Source organism: Flavobacterium pisciphilum (genome assembly GCF_020905345.1).
Classification (GTDB): Bacteria; Bacteroidota; Bacteroidia; order Flavobacteriales; family Flavobacteriaceae; genus Flavobacterium; species Flavobacterium pisciphilum.
On the sequence record NZ_JAJJMO010000001.1, the window covers coordinates 4,746,108 to 4,763,989 of the forward strand.

Consider the following 17,882-nt stretch of genomic DNA (forward strand, 5'->3'; position numbering starts at 1 on the left):
ACCAAGCAAATAAAGGATTTGTCAATTACTTAAAAATCATGATTAATCGTTCGCTATCGGTTTTGTGAAACTTTTTTAATTTATAATCACCAAATATATCTAATAGAAAAATACCAGCTTGTTCCATTAGGTCTTCAAAATCTTTTAAAGTTAGGGCTTTTACTTTTTCGGTAAAATGAAATTTTTTGCCTTGGTCCTCAAAATCTATTTCTTTAAAAATATGTCCGTCTTCTACATATCTCTTGATATGAAAATCGATACCATCGACAGTTTTTATTTCTTCAGGAACTAGTGTTTCTATTACTTGTGTTACATTCATAAAGTCGATTACTGCAAAGCCATATTCATTTAAGCTTGCTTTTATCGCTTTTAGAGTGGTAAGATTATCTTCGTCATTTTCAAAATAACCAAAGCTGGTAAATAGATTGAAAATAGCATCAAATTTTTCTTCAAATGGCTCACGCATGTCGTGTACCTTGAAATGTAATGTTTCGTTACTATTTTTGCTTGCTTCGGTAATACTGTTTTCAGATAGGTCTGCTCCAAGAACATTATATCCTAATTGGTTTAAATAAATAGAATGACGCCCTTTTCCGCATGCTAAATCAAGTACTTTGGCTTTTTCAGGAAGATTAAGATAGTGCGTAAGATTATCCATAAAAATTTGCGCTTCTCTATAATTTCTGTCCTTATATAATATATGGTAGTATGGCGTATCGAACCAAGAAGTGAACCAGTTTTCAGATGGTTGATTTGGATTTGTTGCAGATGAGTGATGTGCTTCAGACATTTATTCTTTTTCAATTAATTCAAGTCCCGCAAATTTAGTGTATTTTTGCTGAAAAATAACTATTTCGCAAGCGATACACGAAGAATGTCGCTGTGTAAATTTGAAATTTTTTATTACAGATTGATTTTTGTTTAAATAAGTCTGTTTTAATTTAAATATAAAAATGGAAGATAATTTTAAAATGGTGGCCAAAACCTTTTTTGGCTTTGAAGAAATTTTAGCAAAAGAATTACAATTGCTAGGAGCACAAGACGTTGAGCAAGGTGTGAGAATGGTAAGTTTTAAAGGGGATAAAGGGTTTATGTATAAAGCCAACTTATCATTGCGTACAGCATTGAAAGTGCTTAAGCCAATTTACTTTTTTAGAGCTAATAATGAACAAGCTCTATATAAAGGTATTTCGGGTGTAAACTGGTCTAAGCTTATAAATGCCAATCAAACTTTTGTGATTGATGCAACGGTGCATTCAGAACATTTTAATCACTCTGAGTTTGTTTCTCAAAAGTGTAAAGATGCTATTGTAGATCAGTTTAGAGAGCGTACAGGACAACGTCCAAGTATTGATAAAGCGCATCCAGATTTAAGAATAAATGTACACATTGATAAAGATCAAGTTTCGGTTGCTCTAGATACTTCTGGTAACTCATTACATCAACGTGGATATAGAACAGCTACGAATATTGCTCCAATAAATGAAGTATTGGCTGCAGGAATTTTGTTGTTGTCTGGATGGGAAGGTCAAGGTCATTTCTTAGATCCTATGTGTGGTTCTGGAACTTTTCTTGCTGAAGCAGCTATGATCGCATGTAATATCCCTGCGAATATTAATAGAAAAGAGTTTGCTTTTGAAAAATGGAATGATTGGGATAATGATTTGTTTGATCAAATTGTAAGCAGTTTGATGAAAAAAACAAAAGAGTTTCATTATACTATAAAAGGATTTGATAAAGCGCCAAGTGCAGTAAGTAAAGCCAAAGACAATATTAGAAATGCCAACTTAGAAGATTATGTCTCTATCGAAGAGAATAACTTTTTTGACACTGAGAAAACTACTCAGGGAACTTTACATATGGTATTTAATCCGCCGTATGATGAACGTTTGGATATTCATATGGAAGAATTCTACAAAAATATTGGTGATACATTAAAGAAAAACTATCCAGGAACTAATGCTTGGTTTATTACTGCCAATCTTGAAGCCTTGAAGTATGTTGGACTTAAGCCGTCTAGAAAAATCAAGCTTTTTAATGCAAGTTTAGAAGCGAGATTAGTAAAATACGAAATGTACGAAGGAAGTAAAAGAACTAAGTTTCAGGTAACAGAATAATAATTTAAGGTTCTAAGTGGCTAAGATACTAAGTTGCTAAGGTGTAATCTTAGTAACTTAGAGCCTCAGGAACTCAGTAACTTAAAAGATAATGACAAAATTACAAGTAAGAGCATTTTTATATCAGCTGGGCTGCTTTGCTATACTATTTATATTAGCGCGATTTTTGGTAGAAAAATACACAGGATTAACTGGTTTTTGGATTCCGATGACAGCATTTGTTGTGGGAACTATTCTGTCTCCGAAATTTCAAGCTGCTAAAACTAAAGATGGAGAAAAACTTTTTATGAAATGGATTTTTATGAAAGGTATTAAAGAAATAGGGTAGTCCTAAATTATATTTTACAATTTGGTTATTGTTTAAATAACCAAATTGTAAGATTATATTATTTTTTAGCTTTTGCTGTTCCTGGGATTACAACTTTTTTCTTGTAAATAGGAATGAAATAAGAAACAGTATAGTTAAAACCAATTCCGAAATTACCATTATACGTTCGGTTGAAACCTGGAATATAAAGATTGTCGAAGTTGTCTGGTTTTTTATTTGAAACCAAAGTTTTTAACTGCACGCTGAAACCTACAAACACATTATTAAAAACTTTTGCTTTTACTCCTGCATTTACTTCTAGCCAGCTAGCAGATAAACCACTAAATTTTTTACCAGAAGCTTCAGGAGGAAGTTCACCCCAATAGGGATCTGAATTGTAGATTTTAAAGCTATTTAATTCTTGGCTGAATGAACTAAAACCGTAGCGCAAACCTACTGATATTATATTTTCCATATCAAGCCAGTTTTCATACAAATTATAATCGAATCCGGCTTTTAGATAAGTTCCTTTGGCAGTTGAATTTACTCTGTCATCATCAGTCGTTTTATTTTCTAGGCCTATTTCAGCAGCTAGATAATATTTCTTTGTTAATCGATAATCTCCTGTAAATTCCACTCCTTTATAATCTGAATCATATAGGCCACGGGTTAATTTATATAAATCAACACCAAAACGTACACCATAACGATCCGTTTTTGCAGGCACAGTATCTTGCTTAACTTCCTGTGTAGCCACTTTTTTTGGAGCTGGCTTTGCCGTTTTTGTTTCAGTTTTATTTGTTATTGTAGTTTTGGTTGCTGTTGTTTCTTGGGCTTGAACCATAAATAAAGACAACATAAGGCAAAAGCTAAAGATATACTTTGATGTGTGTTTCATTTTCAAATTCAATGTTAGGTTGTTGTACATAAACAGCTTGCATCCAAAACCCTTCAAGGTTACCTGAATCAGTTAGGACAAATGGGGTACTTGGGTCTAAAGTAAATGTGGTTTTATAGCCACATGCTCTTGAAACAAAAGTATTTATATGCGTATAGTTGAATTTTATTACATCCTCATTTATTAAAGCTGGGTTTGGATCGTTATAATTTAATATAAAACGATAAGTAGTACTTTCAGCATTTGTTTTAAGCGGAATAGAAATTTTATTTCCATTAGTAATGTATTTGTCCGACTCAACAACAGCATTCTCATTAAAGATAATACCTTGTGTCATTTTTTCTCCAATTACCTTTAAGTTTGTTACATTCTTAGGGGTTGAATTAGTACGATCAAAAAAGGAAATTACCAATCGAGGTGTTGTTGGAGTATTAGCATCACAAATATCATCCTTTTCACATCCTGAAAAAGCGAAGGCAATTACGATTATTATAAAAAGTATTTTTTTCATTTACTGTTTGTGATTTATACTTCACACGTTTTTTATTCAATAAAACTTATCGCAGCTCCAAAAGTACAACATTTTCTACGTGATGCGTCTGTGGGAACATATCTACTGGACGTACACGTGTTACTTTGTATTTTTCATCCATTAATGCTAGGTCGCGAGCTTGTGTAGCTGAGTTACAACTTACATAAACTACTTTTTGAGGTGCAATTTTCATAATTTGTTCTATTACGTCTTTGTGCATCCCGTCGCGAGGTGGGTCAGTTATAATAACATCTGGTTTACCATGTGTTGCGATAAAACTTTCGTTGAATACAACTTTCATGTCTCCTACAAAAAACTCACAATTGGTAATGTTATTGCGTTCAGCATTTGCTTTAGCATCTAGAATTGCTTCAGGAACACTTTCTACACCAATTACTTTTTTTGCTTTTTTAGAAACGAATTGTGCTATAGTTCCTGTTCCTGTGTAAAGATCATAAACTGTTTCATGACCAGAAAGATCTGCAAAATCTCTTGTTATTTTGTATAACTCATAGGCTTGATCTGAATTGGTTTGGTAAAAAGATTTTGCATTTATGCTAAATTTTAAACCTTCCATTTCTTCCAAAATGTAATTTCTACCTTTATACAGTTTTATATCTTGGTCGTAGATTGTATCATTTGGCTTTCCGTTCACTACATATTGTAATGAAGTTATCTGTGGGAATTTCTCATAAAGATGATCCATGATTAACTCTCGGTTAGCTTTGTCTTCTTCAAAGAATTGAATCAATACCATTATTTCTCCAGTAGAAGCAGTACGTATCATTAAGGTACGCAATAATCCAGAATGTTCTCTAGGATTAAAGAAGGCAAGATTGTGCTCGTTGGCAAATGCACGAACTTCATTGCGGATAGCATTTGAAGGATCTTCTTGCAAGTGACATTTATTAATGTCTAGAATCTTGTCCCACATTTTTGGAATATGAAAACCTAATGCATTACGATTTCCTAAGTCTTCAGTGCTATCTATTTCTTTTTCAGTTAACCAACGGCTATTTGAAAATGAAAATTCCATTTTATTTCTATAAAAGAATTGTTTTTCAGAACCTAAAATGTCTTCAAATTCAGGAAGTTCAATTTTTCCTATGCGTTGTAAATGATTTTTAACTTCATTTTGTTTGTAATACAACTGTTGGCTGTATTTCATGTTTTGCCATTTACATCCTCCACAAACGCCAAAATGGTCACAAATTGGCTCTATGCGATGCTCTGATAATTCATGAAATTTCACTGCTTTTCCTTCATAATACGCTTTGCGTTTTTTGAAAGTTTGCACATCTACCACATCTCCCGGAACTACGTTCGGGATAAAGATTACTTTTCCGTCGGGAGCTTTTGCTACCGATACGCCTTTTGCTCCAGCATCAAGGACTTGTATTTGATGAAAGACAACTTTGTCTGTATTTTTTCTTCCCATAGCGCAAAAATAAGGGTTTGTAAACTTTTACAAATTTAAATTTGGAAATATTTTACCAAATTCTTTTATTTAACATTTCTTTTGTGTTTAAAAGTTAACTTTGTTTTAATCTAGAAACCCAAATTCTACGGCTTAATCAGGAACTTATACTATTTTTATGAAGTTGTATCACATGTTGTCCAAGATTAGTTTTTTGAAGAAAAGCTATGCGTTTAAATTTCTTTTTGTTGCTTTTATAGGTATTCACATTCCGTTAATCGGGATTTTGTTTTTTGTGCTATATGGTAATAATACAGTTTCTTCCGATTCTATTTTGATTTTTTCTTTAATCATGACATTGTTTGCTACAACTTTCACCTTGTTAGTTATTAATCAGTTGATAAGGCCAATTGTCATAGCGTCAAAAGCTTTGAACGAGTATAGAACGTGTAGGAAGTTATCTGTATTGCCTTCTCAGTATGAGGATGAGGCTGGGTTGTTGATGTGTAACATTCAGGAGTCTATTGATGAGGCTGAAAGTTTTATCAATGAAAAACAAGATTTGATCTATATGATTTCTCATGATTTAAGAAATTTTGCTGGTAATCCTCAAGGATTAGCAAGATTAATTATTGAAGAAAATCCATCAGAGTCAGTTAAGAATATGGCAGAATTAATTTGCGAATCAACGGATTTACAATTTCGATATATTGAAAACTTTATTAAACTTTTGAAACAACAAGATGAAATTGCTAAATCTAGTTCAATAGCTAAAACAATTCAAATAGCGCCAATTCTTCCAGCAGTAAAAGAGCAAGTATCTCAGCTTTTAGCACAAAAAAGCATTAAGTTAGTTTCAGATATCACTGTTGATGAAGCAGTGCTTAAAATTGATGCTGAATTGTTAATTCAGGTTTTGGTTAATTTGATTAGTAATGCAATTAAATTTTCTTATGCAGGAAGTGAAATTTCATTGCATATTTTTAAAGACGAAGAAAAATTAGTTTTTACTGTTTCGGATAAAGGAATTGGGTTTGATCAAAGTCAAATTGATGAGCTATTTAAAAAGTTTACCAAAATGGGTAAATTAGGAACTGCCAACGAAACTTCTACGGGAATTGGTTTGTATTTGTGTAAAAAGATAATTGATAAAAATGGAGGAAAATTAAGTGCAATGAGCCTTGGTAGAAATAGGGGGGCAACATTTACTATTGTTTTTGAAAAAGAAACCGTTTTTAATTCGGCTTCTTTTTAATATATTTTTTTTGTGAAGTATAAATGAAATAGAATTTAAAATTGCAAAGATTCTGTATAAGCTCAGAAAACGGGATACTTTAAAACCTTTGCAATTTTAGGATTTTCTTAATCAAACAAATCAGAAGATAAATAACGATCTCCACGATCACAAATTATAGCTACAATTACCCCTGATTCTAGTTGATTAGCAATTTTTAAAGCTACTGCAACAGAACCTCCGCTACTCATTCCTGCAAAAACGCCTTCTTCTAGAGCTAATCGTTTAGTCATCTCACGAGCTTCTTGTTCGCTTACGTCTATAACGGTATCTACTTTTTTTGCATCAAATATTTTTGGTAAATATTCTTTAGGCCATTTTCTTATTCCAGGAATCTGTGAACCATCGCTAGGTTGTGCTCCTATGATTTGAATATTGACGTTTTTTTCTTTTAGATACGTCGATGTACCAATAATAGTTCCTGTGGTTCCCATTGCTGAAACAAAATGGGTTATTTGTCCATCAGTATCATTCCATATTTCTGGACCTGTAGTTTTGTAATGTGCTTTCCAGTTGTCTTCGTTGGCAAATTGATTAAGCATGATATAACCACCTTCAGTAACTTTTCTTTCGGCATAGTCTCTTGAACCAATTATTCCTTCGCTAGCAGGTGTTAAAATAACTGTAGCGCCATATGCTCGCATGGTTTGTACTCTTTCTTTTGTAGAATCCTCTGGAAGTATCAACTCGATATCGATGCCCATTAATTGTGCAATCATTGCTAAGGCTATTCCTGTATTGCCACTTGTTGGTTCAATAAGTTTATCACCTTTTTTTATATCGCCTCTTTCTAGAGCCGAAAAAATCATATTGTATGCCGCTCTATCTTTTACACTACCACCAGGATTGTTTCCTTCAAGTTTTAATAAAAGTTTTACGTTTTTATTTTTTACTAAATTCACTGTTTCCATCAAAGGAGTGTTTCCTATCAGGTTTACTAATGTATGAGTGTTCATCTTATTTTTTTTCTTTTACTTTAACTTCAGTTGTGGTAGTATTGGTGACAATTGATTTTTCTGGAATTGATTTTGTAATCCATGCATTTCCTCCAATAATGCTATTTTTCCCAATAGTAGTTTCACCTCCTAAAATTGTAGCATTAGCATAGATGCAAACATTTTCCTCAACAGTAGGGTGTCTTTTTGCATTTTTCATTTCTTTAGTAATACTTAAAGCTCCTAAAGTTACTCCTTGGTATATTTTTACATGTTTTTTTATAATAGTCGTTTCTCCAATTACGATTCCTGTTGCGTGATCAATAAAAAATGGAGAAGCTATAGTTGCACCTGCGTGAATATCAGTTCCTGTAATTCGATGCGCGTATTCGCTCATTAATCTCGAAAAGAGTAATAGGTCCAATTTATATAATTCATGGCTTAATCGATATATGGCGATAGCATAAAAGCCTGGGTAAGCTAAGTATACTTCTTCTAGGCTATTTGAGGCTGGATCATTTTCTAAAATGTATGTAGCATCTTGAATTAATTTTTCTAAAATGATAGGTAATTTTTCTAGAAATTGCTCCCAAATTGATTCACATGATTTTTCTGACTTTTTACAAGCTATTAAGGCAATTTCTTTAAAACATTTTTCAAGTTCGTTAATACTTTTGTCTAAAGGAGCATTAGAATCGAATAAAGTGTAAAAAAGCTTTTCTGTAAAATCTTCTGTTTTGGTTTTGATCCCATAGTTTATAGAAGAGTGGCTCTTTAAAGCATTTATGTTCTGAATAATCATATTTTTTGTCACAATTATTAAATTGAATTGTTAGTTTGAGATGCTAAAAGTAAGGTGTTTTTTGTAAATAGAAGTAGTAATCAGTTAAAGAAATTTAACCATTAACATTCTGTTTGCAATAATTAAAAATATTTAAACAGCTTGAAAGTAGCTAGTATAAAACAATTTAAAAGAGTAAATTAGCTTGTGTAAACTTATTAAAAATGAAAACAAACGGAACGTTTAAAAGTGCTCTTTCTCATATTTCTTATCCTGAAAGCGAAAAAGTTTCAGGAAAGTCTATTCAAAGCCCAATTTTGGCATTAATTGTTGCGGCTTATCCATCATTTACTAGAGAAGGATATATTTCTATAAAAGAATTAAATGTATTTCGTGAAAAGTACATTTCAAGTTATTTATCAGAAGAGTTAGGAGTGCTCTCTAATCTTGAAAAAAATGTGATAGGGTCTCTTACAGACGAAAAGTTATTGGTAAGTGCTGTTGAAGATGAAGTAGAGGTTAGAAGTTTTGGTCAAAAAGTAGCTGATAAAGTAGCTGATTTTGGAGGGAGTTGGACCTTTATAATATTATTTATTGTTTTTATAGTGCTCTGGATTTCTATCAATATTTACATTTTGGTAAATAAAGGTTTTGATCCCTATCCGTTTATTTTACTTAATTTGATTTTATCATGTGTTGCTGCTTTGCAAGCTCCAGTAATTATGATGAGTCAAAATCGTCAAGAAGAGAAAGATCGTGATAGAGCAAAAAAGGATTATATGATTAATCTAAAATCAGAATTAGAGATACGAATGATGCATGAAAAATTAGATCATTTAATTATGCATCAGCAACAAGAATTAATCGAAATTCAGAAAGTTCAAATCGAAATGATAAATGATATTTTGAATCAGATTAAGAAATAGATTTTCTGATTTATGAAGGATTAGTAGTAATGTTTGTATGCGTAGCCCAATACCATAATCAGACTATTTAGGATGCCGAAAAGCCAAAGAGGTTTTTTGTAGTTCCGACTTTTGTCAAAAAAATATAAAGCAATAATTCCTAAAAATAGTAGGCTAGTATATAGCGCAGGATACATCTCAAATGCAGCTTTAAAATCACCTTGAAAAAGTAGGAATAAAGCGCGCTGAAATCCGCAACCTAAACACTCAATTCCGAAGAGGGTTTTACTCAAGCATGGTAACATGTATTTTTCTAGATCCAAGAGATTTGTTTTTCTACAATTTTACAAAAAAAAGTTCAATCCGTTTCAAGAATAATTAAATGCTATTTTAAAGTTGATTACTTTTGAAATCTGATAATTTATAAAAATGAAAAAGTTAAGGATCCCAATAATGATAATTGCAATTTTGATTGCGCTATATGAACAGTCATCTGCAGATAAAAACATTTATATTACAATTGTGGCAATTGTAATTTTTATGATAGGGATGATGCAATTAAGTGCAAAAACACCAAGTAAGAATCAAGATAAAGATGAACAAGATGTTGAATAAAGGAGATAAGGTTTCGGTTCTAGATGAAGCTATAAATGGAGTAGTGTTATCTGTTAAAAATAACGAGGTAACGATAGAATCTGAGGACGGATTCATGATGACATTTTTTGTCAATGAGTTAATTAAAATACACGATTCCAGTAATTTAATGAATTCTATTAAAAGGGTTAATGTAAGTGAGGTTTCAAAAGAGAAAGAAGAGCCAAAAGCAAGGAGTTTTGTGAAAGAACGCAAAGATAAACGTGAAATTCCAGCTCCAGAATTTGATTTACACATTGAAAAGTTAGTACCAAATAAACGTGGGATGTCTAATTATGATATCTTGACTTTACAGACAGAAACAGCAAAACGACACATCGAATTTGCTATCAAAAACCGCATTCCTAAAATTGTTTTTATCCATGGTGTTGGTGAAGGAATTTTAAAAGCGGAACTTGATTTTTTGTTAGGCCGTTATGATGGGATTGATTTTCAAGATGCCAATTATCAGAAATATGGTTTAGGCGCAACCGAAGTTTATTTTAAACAAAATACCAAATAAAGGCTGTTTTGTAAAGCGAAATAAGTTAAAGATAAGCCATAAAAAAAACGTCTGTTTTTAAAGAGAATTTCATTCAGAAACTCATTTTAAAAACAGACGTTTTTGTAAGAAAGTATTTTGTCTTAATCTGAAAAGGAAACACTCAAAAAGAAACGTAAAGGTATTCTTTTTGAGTGCTGATATTTGTTTTAATTGGGGGTAGTTATTATAGTTCCTAAAACAAAACTATTGCCTAATCTGAATTCATTATTTCCTTTTTGTAATGAAACATTTTTGAGCGTTATAGTGTGTGCAAAGTTATTTCCATTAGTTGTTGTTGAAACTTCTATGATGCCACTGCTTCCTGCAATTCCGTTTTTACCTGCCCATGTTTGAGTTACTGTAGAGGAAGAAGGAGGGGTAGTTTGACAGAAATAATCATTGGTTATAGGAGCACCAACAAAAACGCGATAAAGCAATTTATTTGTTGTATCATTGATTAATCTAGTTCTTGGTTGATTTAAAGGAGTAACTTCATTTAGAATCAAATCAGAGTCAATGTTATCAATAGTAAGAGCTGCATTTTGATTGTAATTGTATACCTGTTTTGAAACGGTACATTGTTTCGCATTTGATGGAACGAAAGTTAGTGGCAAGTCTGGTACAGTTACTGAATAGTCTCCGAATGGGAAGCTTTGATATGTTTGTGGTCCACTAGGTTTGTTAAATGTAATGTCTTTAAAAATAATACTATATGTATACCCAGTTATTTTGGTAGCATTGTTTTCATCAGCATCAGGCTTCTTTGCAGTTGTTGTTACCTCTATCACTCCCGATGTTGCTACCCATTCTTCAATTACATTAGGAGTTGCAGGTGGGATAACATCACACATATTGTTTTGAGTAACTTTACCATTATAAGCACGATAAATAACACGATATGTAGTAAGATCGATATTGTAGCGTTTTGGCTCTAAGGGAGTGCCTACAGAAGGTTCTCCTGCAAAAACAGTTTTAGGAAGATAAAGTAATAATGCTTCTTTTTCTTTTAGTTTAAAAATAAGACTGTTTGGAGAATTATTATCAGTGCAATTTGAAGGTAGTATATCTTGAAATTCAATAGACTCAACGGATATGTTTCCGTCGTCACAACCGTTTAATAGAAAGGCAAATAATATTATGCTTACAATTTTTTTCATTATGTTTTTATTTGTGTCAAAAATAGTGAAAAAAATGCTAATTGATATTTAAGAATAGACAATTGATATTTCATAACTTTGCCACAATGAAAAAAGTATATCTCGATAACGCCTCTACAACAGCCATACGACCAGAAGTCATTCAGGAAATGACTAAAGTAATGACTGAAGATTATGGAAATGCATCTTCTCCACATAGTTCTGGACGAAATGCCAAGACAATTTTGGAACTTTCAAGGAAAAGTATTGCTAAACAATTGAATTGTTCAGCACAAGAAATTATTTTTACTTCTGGTGGTACCGAAGCTAATAATTGGGTACTTCGTTCGGCTGTAAAGGACTTAAAAATCGAACGTATAATAACTACTAGAATTGAACATCATGCTGTTTTACATACCGCTTTGGTGTTAGAATCTGAATATAATATTACGATTGATTATGTAAATATTAATCCTGATGGATCGATTGATCTAACTCATTTGTCAAATTTACTGTCAGAAGAGAAGAAGACATTGGTAAGTCTTATGCATGTTAATAATGAAACAGGGACAGTTTTAGATCTAGATAGAGTTAGTGTAATATGTAAGCAATATGATGTGTTGTTTCATTCGGATACTGTACAATCTGTAGGTAAAACTAAAATTGATTTGCAAAGTTGTCCTTTGGATTTTATTGTTGCAAGTGCGCATAAGTTCCATGGCCCAAAAGGGATTGGTTTTGCTTTTGTTCGAAAAAACTCTGGATTACAACCATTACTTTTTGGTGGAGAGCAAGAAAAAGGCTTGCGTGCAGGTACTGAAGCTGTACATCAAATTGCTGGAATGGCAAAAGCTTTGACGCTTTCGTATGAAAATTTAGAGAATGAAAAAGAATATGTTACAGAATTAAAATCGTATTTAATTAATCAGTTAGAAATTGAATTTCCAGGCTTCAGAATTAATGGAAACAGAGATGATTTTTATACAATCTTGAATGTTATATTGCCTTTTTCGGCAGATAAAACTTCAATGTTACTGTTTAGTTTAGATATGAAAGGAATAGCGGTTTCTAGAGGAAGCGCTTGTCAATCAGGAAGCGTGCGCCCATCACATGTTTTAAAAGAAATGTTATCGGAAGCTGATTTAAAACTTCCGAATTTACGAATTTCTTTAAGTCATTACAATACCAAAGAAGATATCGATTGGTTTATTGATAGTTTAAAAACTATTTAGGATTCTAAGATGTAGAAGGTGGGAGGTTTAAAAACACATCGCACCTTTTGCATCTTGTAAAAGAAGACTATTTACGGATTACTTTTACTTGTGAGTCACTTGTTAACTTAATAATTGTAGATGGTTTTCCAGCTATTTTATCACGATTTAAATTCACAACATAATCAACTCCTTTAATTATTTCAGGGTTAATATCCTTAAAAGCGATAGGAGTAGGCTGTCCCGAAATATTGGCAGAGGTAGAAACTAAAGGTTTTTTCATTCGCTCTAAAAGTTTGAAACAAAAAGGCTCTTTAATAATTCTAATACCTAAAGAGTTATCAGGAGCTATAATGTTTGGTGCTACATTTCGAGGTTTGTCCAAAATAATTGTTGTAGGCTTTTCAGATAAATCCAAAATTTGCCAAGCTACTTCAGGAATATCTTTAAACACATTGTACATCATTTTTTCGCCATTCATTAGGCAAATCATACTTTGAGTTTCAGCTCTTTGTTTTAGTTTGTATATTTTGGCAACAGCTTCTGCATTAGTTGCATCACAGCCTATTCCCCAAACAGTATCTGTTGGATATAGTATTATTCCACCATCTTTAATGACTTCGTATGCATTGTGAATTTCGGTGTTTATGTCTTGACTCATAAGTTGAATATTAAATGAGAAATATTTTTCAAAATAGTTAGTAGTTAAACTAATATTATGATGTTAGTTTGTTTATGATTTGTACAATCTTCTCTAAGTCTTCAGTGGTAATTCCTACGTATAGTGGTAAACAAACTACTCGTGAAGCAATTGATTCAGATATAGGCATTTCTGTTCCTTTTGTGTAATTAATGGTGTTCAGAGATGGGTAAAAATAACGTCTTGGGATTATATTTTCTTTTTGTAATTCCTCTTGAACTCTTAATAGTGTTGCTTCAGAGTCAAATACTATAGGGTAATAACTATGATTCCATTCCGTGTTTTCTCTGATTTTTATACTTTTTAGGTTCTCGAAATTTAAATTTTCATTATAAAAGTCAGTTACTTTTTTTCTTTCACTAATAATATGCTCCATATATGGGAAAAGTGCTAATCCCATTGCAGCTTGCAATTCAGAAATCTTAGCATTAATTCCAAGGCCATGAAATTCCAAAGGGCCATTATGACCAAAATTGTGACTATAAAACAATTGATGATGTATTTCGTTGTCGTTACAGAACATCGCTCCGCCTTCTCCAGTATGAAATAATTTTGTTGCATGGAAACTACAAGTACTTACATCTCCATAATTAAATATGGATTGATTGTTGTATTTAACTCCAAAACAATGTGCAGCATCATAAATTACTTTTAGATTATGCTTTTTTGCAATAGCTTCAATTGCGGCTACATGACATGGGTTTCCAAAAACATGAGTTGCTAATATTGCCGTAGTTTTAGATGTTATTGAAGCTTCAATTTTATTTTCGTCTATAGTTAAATATTCAGGGTGTATGTCTACAAAAACAGGTTTGCAGTTTTCCCATACAATCGCAGCTGAAGTAGCTACGTATGAAAAAGGTGTTGTTATTATTTCGCCGCCTTTACCAAATAATTTTAAAGCAATTTGAATAGGAATTGTACCGTTATTAGTAATTGTTAAGTTAGAAACATCAAGGTAATCTTTGAGTTTATGCTCTAATTCTAATGTGAGTTCCCCACGGTTTGTGAGCCAAGCTTTGTCCCACGCACGTTTTACATAAGAATTGTATTCTTCTTGCGGAGGTAGAAAAGTTTTGGTTACAGGAATCATTTAATTATGGATTTAGTGAGTTTAATTAGCCGTAAAGGGTAAAGTATTGTTATATTTGTGGGGTAAAAATAGGAAAAGAAACCTGATTTTTTGGTATTAGTAAGTATTATAAAAGAATAAGAAAAAATCTTATTATCTGATTGTTTGAAAAACAAGATTTTAAGAATAGATTTTCTTTTGCCAAAATATAAGTTTTTTCTTTGTTTTTTATTGAAATTAATAAATATAATAAATCCAAAATAAATTTAAGAATACTATGGAAATCAACACTTTTTTGCAAAATTTTGCGGACATTTTAGATGATACAGATGCAACATTAATAAAACAAGAAACTGTTTTTAGAGATTTAGAAGAATGGGATTCATTAACGGCCTTGTCGTTAATTGCAATGGCAGACGAAGAATATTCGGTAAAATTGACCGGTGATGATATTAAATCTTCGACTTCATTAAACGATATCTTCGAAATAATAAAAAATAAAGGGTAATTTAAATGGCTACTTTTTCAGTAAATAATATTGCAATAAAAGGCATCTCATGTTGCGTTCCGAAAAATTTGGAACGCAACATTGATTTAGATATATTAACACAAGAAGAAATTCAAAAATTCATTGACGCAACTGGAGTTGAAGAACGACGTGTTGCTACAAAGGAAATTTGTACTTCTGATTTATGCTGTGAGGCTGCTGAAAAATTAATCAAAGATTTGAATTGGCAAAAAGAAGAAATTGAAATTTTAGTTTTTGTTTCGCAAACCGCTGATTATATTTTACCAGTTTCTGCAGCAATACTTCAAGACAGATTAGGATTGACAACAAATTGCATTGCCTTTGATGTGCCATTAGGCTGTTCAGGCTATGTTTATGGGATGTCAATAATAGCTAGCATGATGAAAGCAACAGGTATAAAAAAAGGATTGCTTTTGGCTGGTGATACAAGTAGTAAATTACTTTCTAAATCAGATAAGAGTACAGTCCCGCTTTTCGGAGATGGGGGTAGTGCAACAGCATTTGAACTTGAAGAAAATGCAGAGCGTTTACTTTTTGATTTAGGTACTGATGGATCAGGTTTTAAGACAATAATTGTAAATGATGGTGGTTCTAGAAATAGAACAACTCCAGATTCTTTAACATATCATACTATTTCGCCAGGAATTGAAAGAAATGCTTGTCAGTTGATTTTGGACGGAATGGATGTTTTTAGTTTTGGAATTTCACAAGCTCCAAAAACAGTAAATAAACTTATCGAAAAGTTTGAAATAGATAAAGACACTATAGATCATTTCGTATTTCATCAGGCAAATTTGATGATGAATAAAATGATTGTTAAAAAATTAAAACTGCCAGTTGAGAAAGTTCCTTATTCATTAAAAGGATATGGGAATACTTCTTCTACAACAATTCCTCTAACTATAGTGACAGAATTAAAAGAGGATCTTACTAATGCAACTCAGGATTTGATTATATGTGGATTTGGAGTTGGTTTATCTTGGGGAACAGCTAAGATAAGATTGGATAATGTTATAATTTCAGATTTAATAGAAATATGACGAAAAATCTAAACTATATAGATGAAACAGTTTATCAAGATGAGAAGTCGTTGTTTTTTAATGAATCTTGGATACTAGTTGCTCATAAAAATGAATTATTAAATACTAACGATTTTGTGACTTTTGAGTATTTTGGAAATAAAATTTTTATCCAAAATTTTAATGGCACAATAAAATCTTTTCAGAATGTATGTTTGCATAGATTTAATACAATTCATGAAGAGCCTTGTGGTAATAGAGTTTCCTCTTGCTTATATCATAATTGGACTTATGGAAAAAAGGGTAATGTAATTGGATTAATGTGTCGAAATTCATTTGAGAAAGATGATATAAGTGGATTAAAGCTCAAAGAATATGAAGTTGGTAATTGTGGCGATTTCTTTTTTATAAAACTAAATGATAAGTTAGAGCAAAATCTAGAGCAATATTTAGGTAGTATATTTAATCCATTAGAAGAAATAAGTAGACATTTTGGAGTAAAAACAATTGATTATACGATTGAACATAAAGTAAATTGGAAACTTTTAGTCGAAAATGTTTTGGAGTGTTATCACTGTACTTCAGTTCACGAAAACTCGTTTGCAAAAATGGGATTTGGATCTGTTGCTCCAGAAAAATTTGATTTTTACGATGCTCATAGTTGGTGTGAATTTCCAAAATCTGAAGATGTAAAACAAAACAAAATTATAGAAAAAGCTTTAGCTAGTAGAACTTTTAAAACACAAGGATATTTACATTTTTATATCTATCCCAATGCATTTATAAGTTCAGTAGAAGGTAAAGGTTTTTATTTTGGATTTATGCTTCCAGAATCTCCCTCTAAAACAAATTTAAGAGTACGTTACTTCTCTCCTAAATTTGACAAAGACTTAAGTGAATCAGAAATGAATATTATTGATTTTATTAATAATAGTTCTAATGAATCTTTGGATTTAGTTTTAAATGAAGATAAAAAAATAGCTGAAAATATTCAATCAAACTTAGTGAATTTTAAAGATAGTTCTCCAATATTTGGTGATGAAGAATTTAGAATTTTGAAGTTTTATGAATATTTTAATGCCCAAAAAGAATTAAAAAATATATAATGAATCCATTTGATTTATCAGGAAAGAAAATATTAGTAACTGGAGCATCTTCGGGTATCGGTTACGAAACTTGTTTAGCAATAACAAGACAAGGGGGAACTTTTATAGCAATAGCGAGACGTAAAGATTTTCTTGAAAAATTAATTGAAGAATGTGGTAGTGAAAATAGTTTTATAGCTGCAGATTTATCCAAAATGGATGATATTAAAGCTATTGTTGATACTATTGCTAATATAGATGGAATTGTACATTCAGCTGGAATTGTATCATTGGCACCCGTTAAATTTTATTCAGAAGAATTAATGAATGAGATGCGAGCAATAAATTTTGATTCAATTGCTTATCTGATAAATTTAATTTTCAAAAAGAAGAAAATAAATAAAGGAAGTTCAATTGTTTTGGTATCATCAATTGCAGGGTTGTTTGGAATGAAAGGAAATGGAATTTATGCTGCAAGTAAAGGAGCATTAATTGCAATTTCGAAAGTTTGGGCCAGTGAGTTTGCAACAAGTAAAACACGTGTAAATTGTGTTTCGCCTGGGATGGTTAAAACTGAAATAACATCAAAGTCGATTGAAGATTTGTCTTTAGAAGTAATTCAACAAGATGAAAAAAAATATCCTTTGGGTTATGGAGACCCAATTCAAGTTGCAAATCCAATAGTGTTTTTATTGTCAGAAGCAAGTAGTTGGATTACGGGGCAAAATATAGTTTTAGACGGAGGAAGAACTTCAACGATATAATTC

21 protein-coding genes are annotated in these 17,882 nt (G+C 31.6%); 11 read left to right on the forward strand and 10 right to left on the reverse strand.

Annotation, left to right across the window (positions count from 1 at the left end; genetic code table 11):
• Window positions 1-25: 25 nt before the first annotated feature.
• A complete protein-coding gene (locus tag LNQ49_RS20175) occupies window positions 26-790 on the reverse strand; it encodes a class I SAM-dependent methyltransferase (protein WP_229990811.1) in 765 nt (254 codons plus the stop codon).
• Between the two features lie 163 nt (window positions 791-953).
• On the opposite strand from LNQ49_RS20175, the gene LNQ49_RS20180 reads away from it, so the two are divergent.
• Together LNQ49_RS20180 and LNQ49_RS20185 are read left to right on the forward strand one after the other, a co-directional pair.
• Window positions 954-2,117, forward strand: a complete 1,164-nt coding sequence (locus LNQ49_RS20180; RefSeq protein ID WP_229990812.1) for a THUMP domain-containing class I SAM-dependent RNA methyltransferase — start codon at window positions 954-956, stop codon at window positions 2,115-2,117.
• A 91-nt stretch (window positions 2,118-2,208) separates the two neighbouring features.
• Window positions 2,209-2,445, forward strand: coding sequence for a hypothetical protein (locus LNQ49_RS20185; protein WP_229990813.1), 237 nt, complete (start codon window positions 2,209-2,211; stop codon window positions 2,443-2,445).
• Between the two features lie 58 nt (window positions 2,446-2,503).
• On the opposite strand, the gene LNQ49_RS20190 is transcribed toward LNQ49_RS20185, so the two are convergent.
• From LNQ49_RS20190 to rlmD, 3 genes are read right to left on the reverse strand one after another with little or no spacing between them, the layout of a single operon-like run.
• Window positions 2,504-3,322, reverse strand: coding sequence for a DUF6048 family protein (locus LNQ49_RS20190; RefSeq protein WP_229990814.1), 819 nt, complete (start codon window positions 3,320-3,322; stop codon window positions 2,504-2,506).
• Window positions 3,294-3,833 carry a DUF6452 family protein gene (locus LNQ49_RS20195; RefSeq protein WP_229990815.1) on the reverse strand — a complete coding sequence of 180 codons (540 nt, stop codon included), beginning with the start codon at window positions 3,831-3,833 and terminating at the stop codon, window positions 3,294-3,296. The genes LNQ49_RS20190 and LNQ49_RS20195 overlap by 29 nt, the downstream gene beginning before the upstream one ends.
• 46 nt (window positions 3,834-3,879) lie before the next feature.
• The gene (rlmD, locus tag LNQ49_RS20200) at window positions 3,880-5,292 is read right to left on the reverse strand and encodes a 23S rRNA (uracil(1939)-C(5))-methyltransferase RlmD (protein ID WP_229990816.1); all 1,413 of its coding nucleotides are present in this window, start codon (window positions 5,290-5,292) and stop codon (window positions 3,880-3,882) included.
• A 157-nt stretch (window positions 5,293-5,449) separates the two neighbouring features.
• On the opposite strand from rlmD, the gene LNQ49_RS20205 reads away from it, so the two are divergent.
• Entirely contained in the window at window positions 5,450-6,526 is a 1,077-nt protein-coding gene (locus LNQ49_RS20205; RefSeq protein WP_229990817.1) for a sensor histidine kinase, read from the forward strand.
• Window positions 6,527-6,633: 107 nt separating this feature from the next.
• Here the strand turns inward: LNQ49_RS20205 and cysM are convergent, their stop codons facing one another.
• Both cysM and epsC read right to left on the reverse strand, forming a co-directional pair.
• Window positions 6,634-7,521, reverse strand: coding sequence for a cysteine synthase CysM (cysM, locus tag LNQ49_RS20210; protein WP_229990818.1), 888 nt, complete (start codon window positions 7,519-7,521; stop codon window positions 6,634-6,636).
• Between the two features lies 1 nt (window position 7,522).
• Window positions 7,523-8,314 carry a serine O-acetyltransferase EpsC gene (gene epsC, locus LNQ49_RS20215; protein WP_229990819.1) on the reverse strand — a complete coding sequence of 264 codons (792 nt, stop codon included), beginning with the start codon at window positions 8,312-8,314 and terminating at the stop codon, window positions 7,523-7,525.
• A gap of 191 nt (window positions 8,315-8,505) precedes the next feature.
• Between epsC and LNQ49_RS20220 the strand changes: the two genes are divergently transcribed.
• Window positions 8,506-9,207 (forward strand): DUF1003 domain-containing protein, encoded by a 702-nt coding sequence (locus LNQ49_RS20220; protein WP_229990820.1) that lies wholly within the window; start codon window positions 8,506-8,508, stop codon window positions 9,205-9,207.
• A 20-nt stretch (window positions 9,208-9,227) separates the two neighbouring features.
• Here LNQ49_RS20220 and LNQ49_RS20225 read toward each other — a convergent pair whose 3' ends face one another.
• Window positions 9,228-9,491: a DUF2752 domain-containing protein gene (locus LNQ49_RS20225; RefSeq protein WP_346432488.1), complete on the reverse strand. Its 264-nt coding sequence runs from the start codon at window positions 9,489-9,491 to the stop codon at window positions 9,228-9,230.
• Between the two features lie 124 nt (window positions 9,492-9,615).
• On the opposite strand from LNQ49_RS20225, the gene LNQ49_RS20230 reads away from it, so the two are divergent.
• Together LNQ49_RS20230 and LNQ49_RS20235 are read left to right on the forward strand one after the other, a co-directional pair.
• Window positions 9,616-9,801 carry a hypothetical protein gene (locus tag LNQ49_RS20230; RefSeq protein WP_229990822.1) on the forward strand — a complete coding sequence of 62 codons (186 nt, stop codon included), beginning with the start codon at window positions 9,616-9,618 and terminating at the stop codon, window positions 9,799-9,801.
• Window positions 9,791-10,342: a Smr/MutS family protein gene (locus tag LNQ49_RS20235; RefSeq protein WP_229991357.1), complete on the forward strand. Its 552-nt coding sequence runs from the start codon at window positions 9,791-9,793 to the stop codon at window positions 10,340-10,342. Before LNQ49_RS20230 ends, LNQ49_RS20235 begins: the two co-directional genes overlap by 11 nt.
• A 188-nt stretch (window positions 10,343-10,530) precedes the next feature.
• Here the strand turns inward: LNQ49_RS20235 and LNQ49_RS20240 are convergent, their stop codons facing one another.
• Window positions 10,531-11,520 (reverse strand): hypothetical protein, encoded by a 990-nt coding sequence (locus LNQ49_RS20240; protein ID WP_229990823.1) that lies wholly within the window; start codon window positions 11,518-11,520, stop codon window positions 10,531-10,533.
• Between the two features lie 86 nt (window positions 11,521-11,606).
• Between LNQ49_RS20240 and LNQ49_RS20245 the strand changes: the two genes are divergently transcribed.
• Window positions 11,607-12,731, forward strand: a complete 1,125-nt coding sequence (locus tag LNQ49_RS20245) for a cysteine desulfurase family protein (RefSeq protein ID WP_229990824.1) — start codon at window positions 11,607-11,609, stop codon at window positions 12,729-12,731.
• 67 nt (window positions 12,732-12,798) lie between these two features.
• Here the strand turns inward: LNQ49_RS20245 and LNQ49_RS20250 are convergent, their stop codons facing one another.
• Together LNQ49_RS20250 and LNQ49_RS20255 are read right to left on the reverse strand one after the other, a co-directional pair.
• Window positions 12,799-13,371 carry an L-threonylcarbamoyladenylate synthase gene (locus LNQ49_RS20250; protein WP_229990825.1) on the reverse strand — a complete coding sequence of 191 codons (573 nt, stop codon included), beginning with the start codon at window positions 13,369-13,371 and terminating at the stop codon, window positions 12,799-12,801.
• 55 nt (window positions 13,372-13,426) lie between these two features.
• Entirely contained in the window at window positions 13,427-14,503 is a 1,077-nt protein-coding gene (locus tag LNQ49_RS20255; RefSeq protein ID WP_229990826.1) for a DegT/DnrJ/EryC1/StrS family aminotransferase, read from the reverse strand.
• A gap of 256 nt (window positions 14,504-14,759) precedes the next feature.
• Here LNQ49_RS20255 and LNQ49_RS20260 point away from each other — a divergent pair, with 256 nt between their 5' ends.
• From LNQ49_RS20260 to LNQ49_RS20275, 4 genes are read left to right on the forward strand one after another with little or no spacing between them, the layout of a single operon-like run.
• The gene (locus tag LNQ49_RS20260) at window positions 14,760-14,990 is read left to right on the forward strand and encodes a phosphopantetheine-binding protein (protein WP_229990827.1); all 231 of its coding nucleotides are present in this window, start codon (window positions 14,760-14,762) and stop codon (window positions 14,988-14,990) included.
• Between the two features lie 5 nt (window positions 14,991-14,995).
• A complete protein-coding gene (locus tag LNQ49_RS20265) occupies window positions 14,996-16,051 on the forward strand; it encodes a 3-oxoacyl-ACP synthase III family protein (RefSeq protein ID WP_229990828.1) in 1,056 nt (351 codons plus the stop codon).
• On the forward strand, window positions 16,048-17,136 hold the full coding sequence (locus LNQ49_RS20270; RefSeq protein ID WP_229990829.1) for an aromatic ring-hydroxylating oxygenase subunit alpha: 1,089 nt from the start codon (window positions 16,048-16,050) through the stop codon (window positions 17,134-17,136). Before LNQ49_RS20265 ends, LNQ49_RS20270 begins: the two co-directional genes overlap by 4 nt.
• On the forward strand, window positions 17,136-17,879 hold the full coding sequence (locus LNQ49_RS20275; protein ID WP_229990830.1) for an SDR family NAD(P)-dependent oxidoreductase: 744 nt from the start codon (window positions 17,136-17,138) through the stop codon (window positions 17,877-17,879). The genes LNQ49_RS20270 and LNQ49_RS20275 overlap by 1 nt, the downstream gene beginning before the upstream one ends.
• The last annotated feature ends 3 nt before the right edge of the window (window positions 17,880-17,882 follow it).

Coding starts and splice junctions, on each gene's coding strand:
- LNQ49_RS20250 (WP_229990825.1), bottom strand. CDS start 13,371: ATGAGTCAAGACATAAACACCGAAATTCACAATGCATACGAAGTCATT.
- LNQ49_RS20185 (WP_229990813.1), top strand. CDS start 2,209: ATGACAAAATTACAAGTAAGAGCATTTTTATATCAGCTGGGCTGCTTT.
- rlmD (WP_229990816.1), bottom strand. CDS start 5,292: ATGGGAAGAAAAAATACAGACAAAGTTGTCTTTCATCAAATACAAGTC.
- LNQ49_RS20255 (WP_229990826.1), bottom strand. CDS start 14,503: ATGATTCCTGTAACCAAAACTTTTCTACCTCCGCAAGAAGAATACAAT.
- LNQ49_RS20220 (WP_229990820.1), top strand. CDS start 8,506: ATGAAAACAAACGGAACGTTTAAAAGTGCTCTTTCTCATATTTCTTAT.
- LNQ49_RS20240 (WP_229990823.1), bottom strand. CDS start 11,520: ATGAAAAAAATTGTAAGCATAATATTATTTGCCTTTCTATTAAACGGT.
- LNQ49_RS20175 (WP_229990811.1), bottom strand. CDS start 790: ATGTCTGAAGCACATCACTCATCTGCAACAAATCCAAATCAACCATCT.
- LNQ49_RS20205 (WP_229990817.1), top strand. CDS start 5,450: ATGAAGTTGTATCACATGTTGTCCAAGATTAGTTTTTTGAAGAAAAGC.
- LNQ49_RS20245 (WP_229990824.1), top strand. CDS start 11,607: ATGAAAAAAGTATATCTCGATAACGCCTCTACAACAGCCATACGACCA.
- LNQ49_RS20230 (WP_229990822.1), top strand. CDS start 9,616: ATGAAAAAGTTAAGGATCCCAATAATGATAATTGCAATTTTGATTGCG.
- LNQ49_RS20270 (WP_229990829.1), top strand. CDS start 16,048: ATGACGAAAAATCTAAACTATATAGATGAAACAGTTTATCAAGATGAG.
- LNQ49_RS20195 (WP_229990815.1), bottom strand. CDS start 3,833: ATGAAAAAAATACTTTTTATAATAATCGTAATTGCCTTCGCTTTTTCA.
- LNQ49_RS20275 (WP_229990830.1), top strand. CDS start 17,136: ATGAATCCATTTGATTTATCAGGAAAGAAAATATTAGTAACTGGAGCA.
- LNQ49_RS20225 (WP_346432488.1), bottom strand. CDS start 9,491: ATGTTACCATGCTTGAGTAAAACCCTCTTCGGAATTGAGTGTTTAGGT.
- LNQ49_RS20265 (WP_229990828.1), top strand. CDS start 14,996: ATGGCTACTTTTTCAGTAAATAATATTGCAATAAAAGGCATCTCATGT.
- LNQ49_RS20235 (WP_229991357.1), top strand. CDS start 9,791: ATGTTGAATAAAGGAGATAAGGTTTCGGTTCTAGATGAAGCTATAAAT.
- LNQ49_RS20190 (WP_229990814.1), bottom strand. CDS start 3,322: ATGAAACACACATCAAAGTATATCTTTAGCTTTTGCCTTATGTTGTCT.
- LNQ49_RS20260 (WP_229990827.1), top strand. CDS start 14,760: ATGGAAATCAACACTTTTTTGCAAAATTTTGCGGACATTTTAGATGAT.
- cysM (WP_229990818.1), bottom strand. CDS start 7,521: ATGAACACTCATACATTAGTAAACCTGATAGGAAACACTCCTTTGATG.
- LNQ49_RS20180 (WP_229990812.1), top strand. CDS start 954: ATGGAAGATAATTTTAAAATGGTGGCCAAAACCTTTTTTGGCTTTGAA.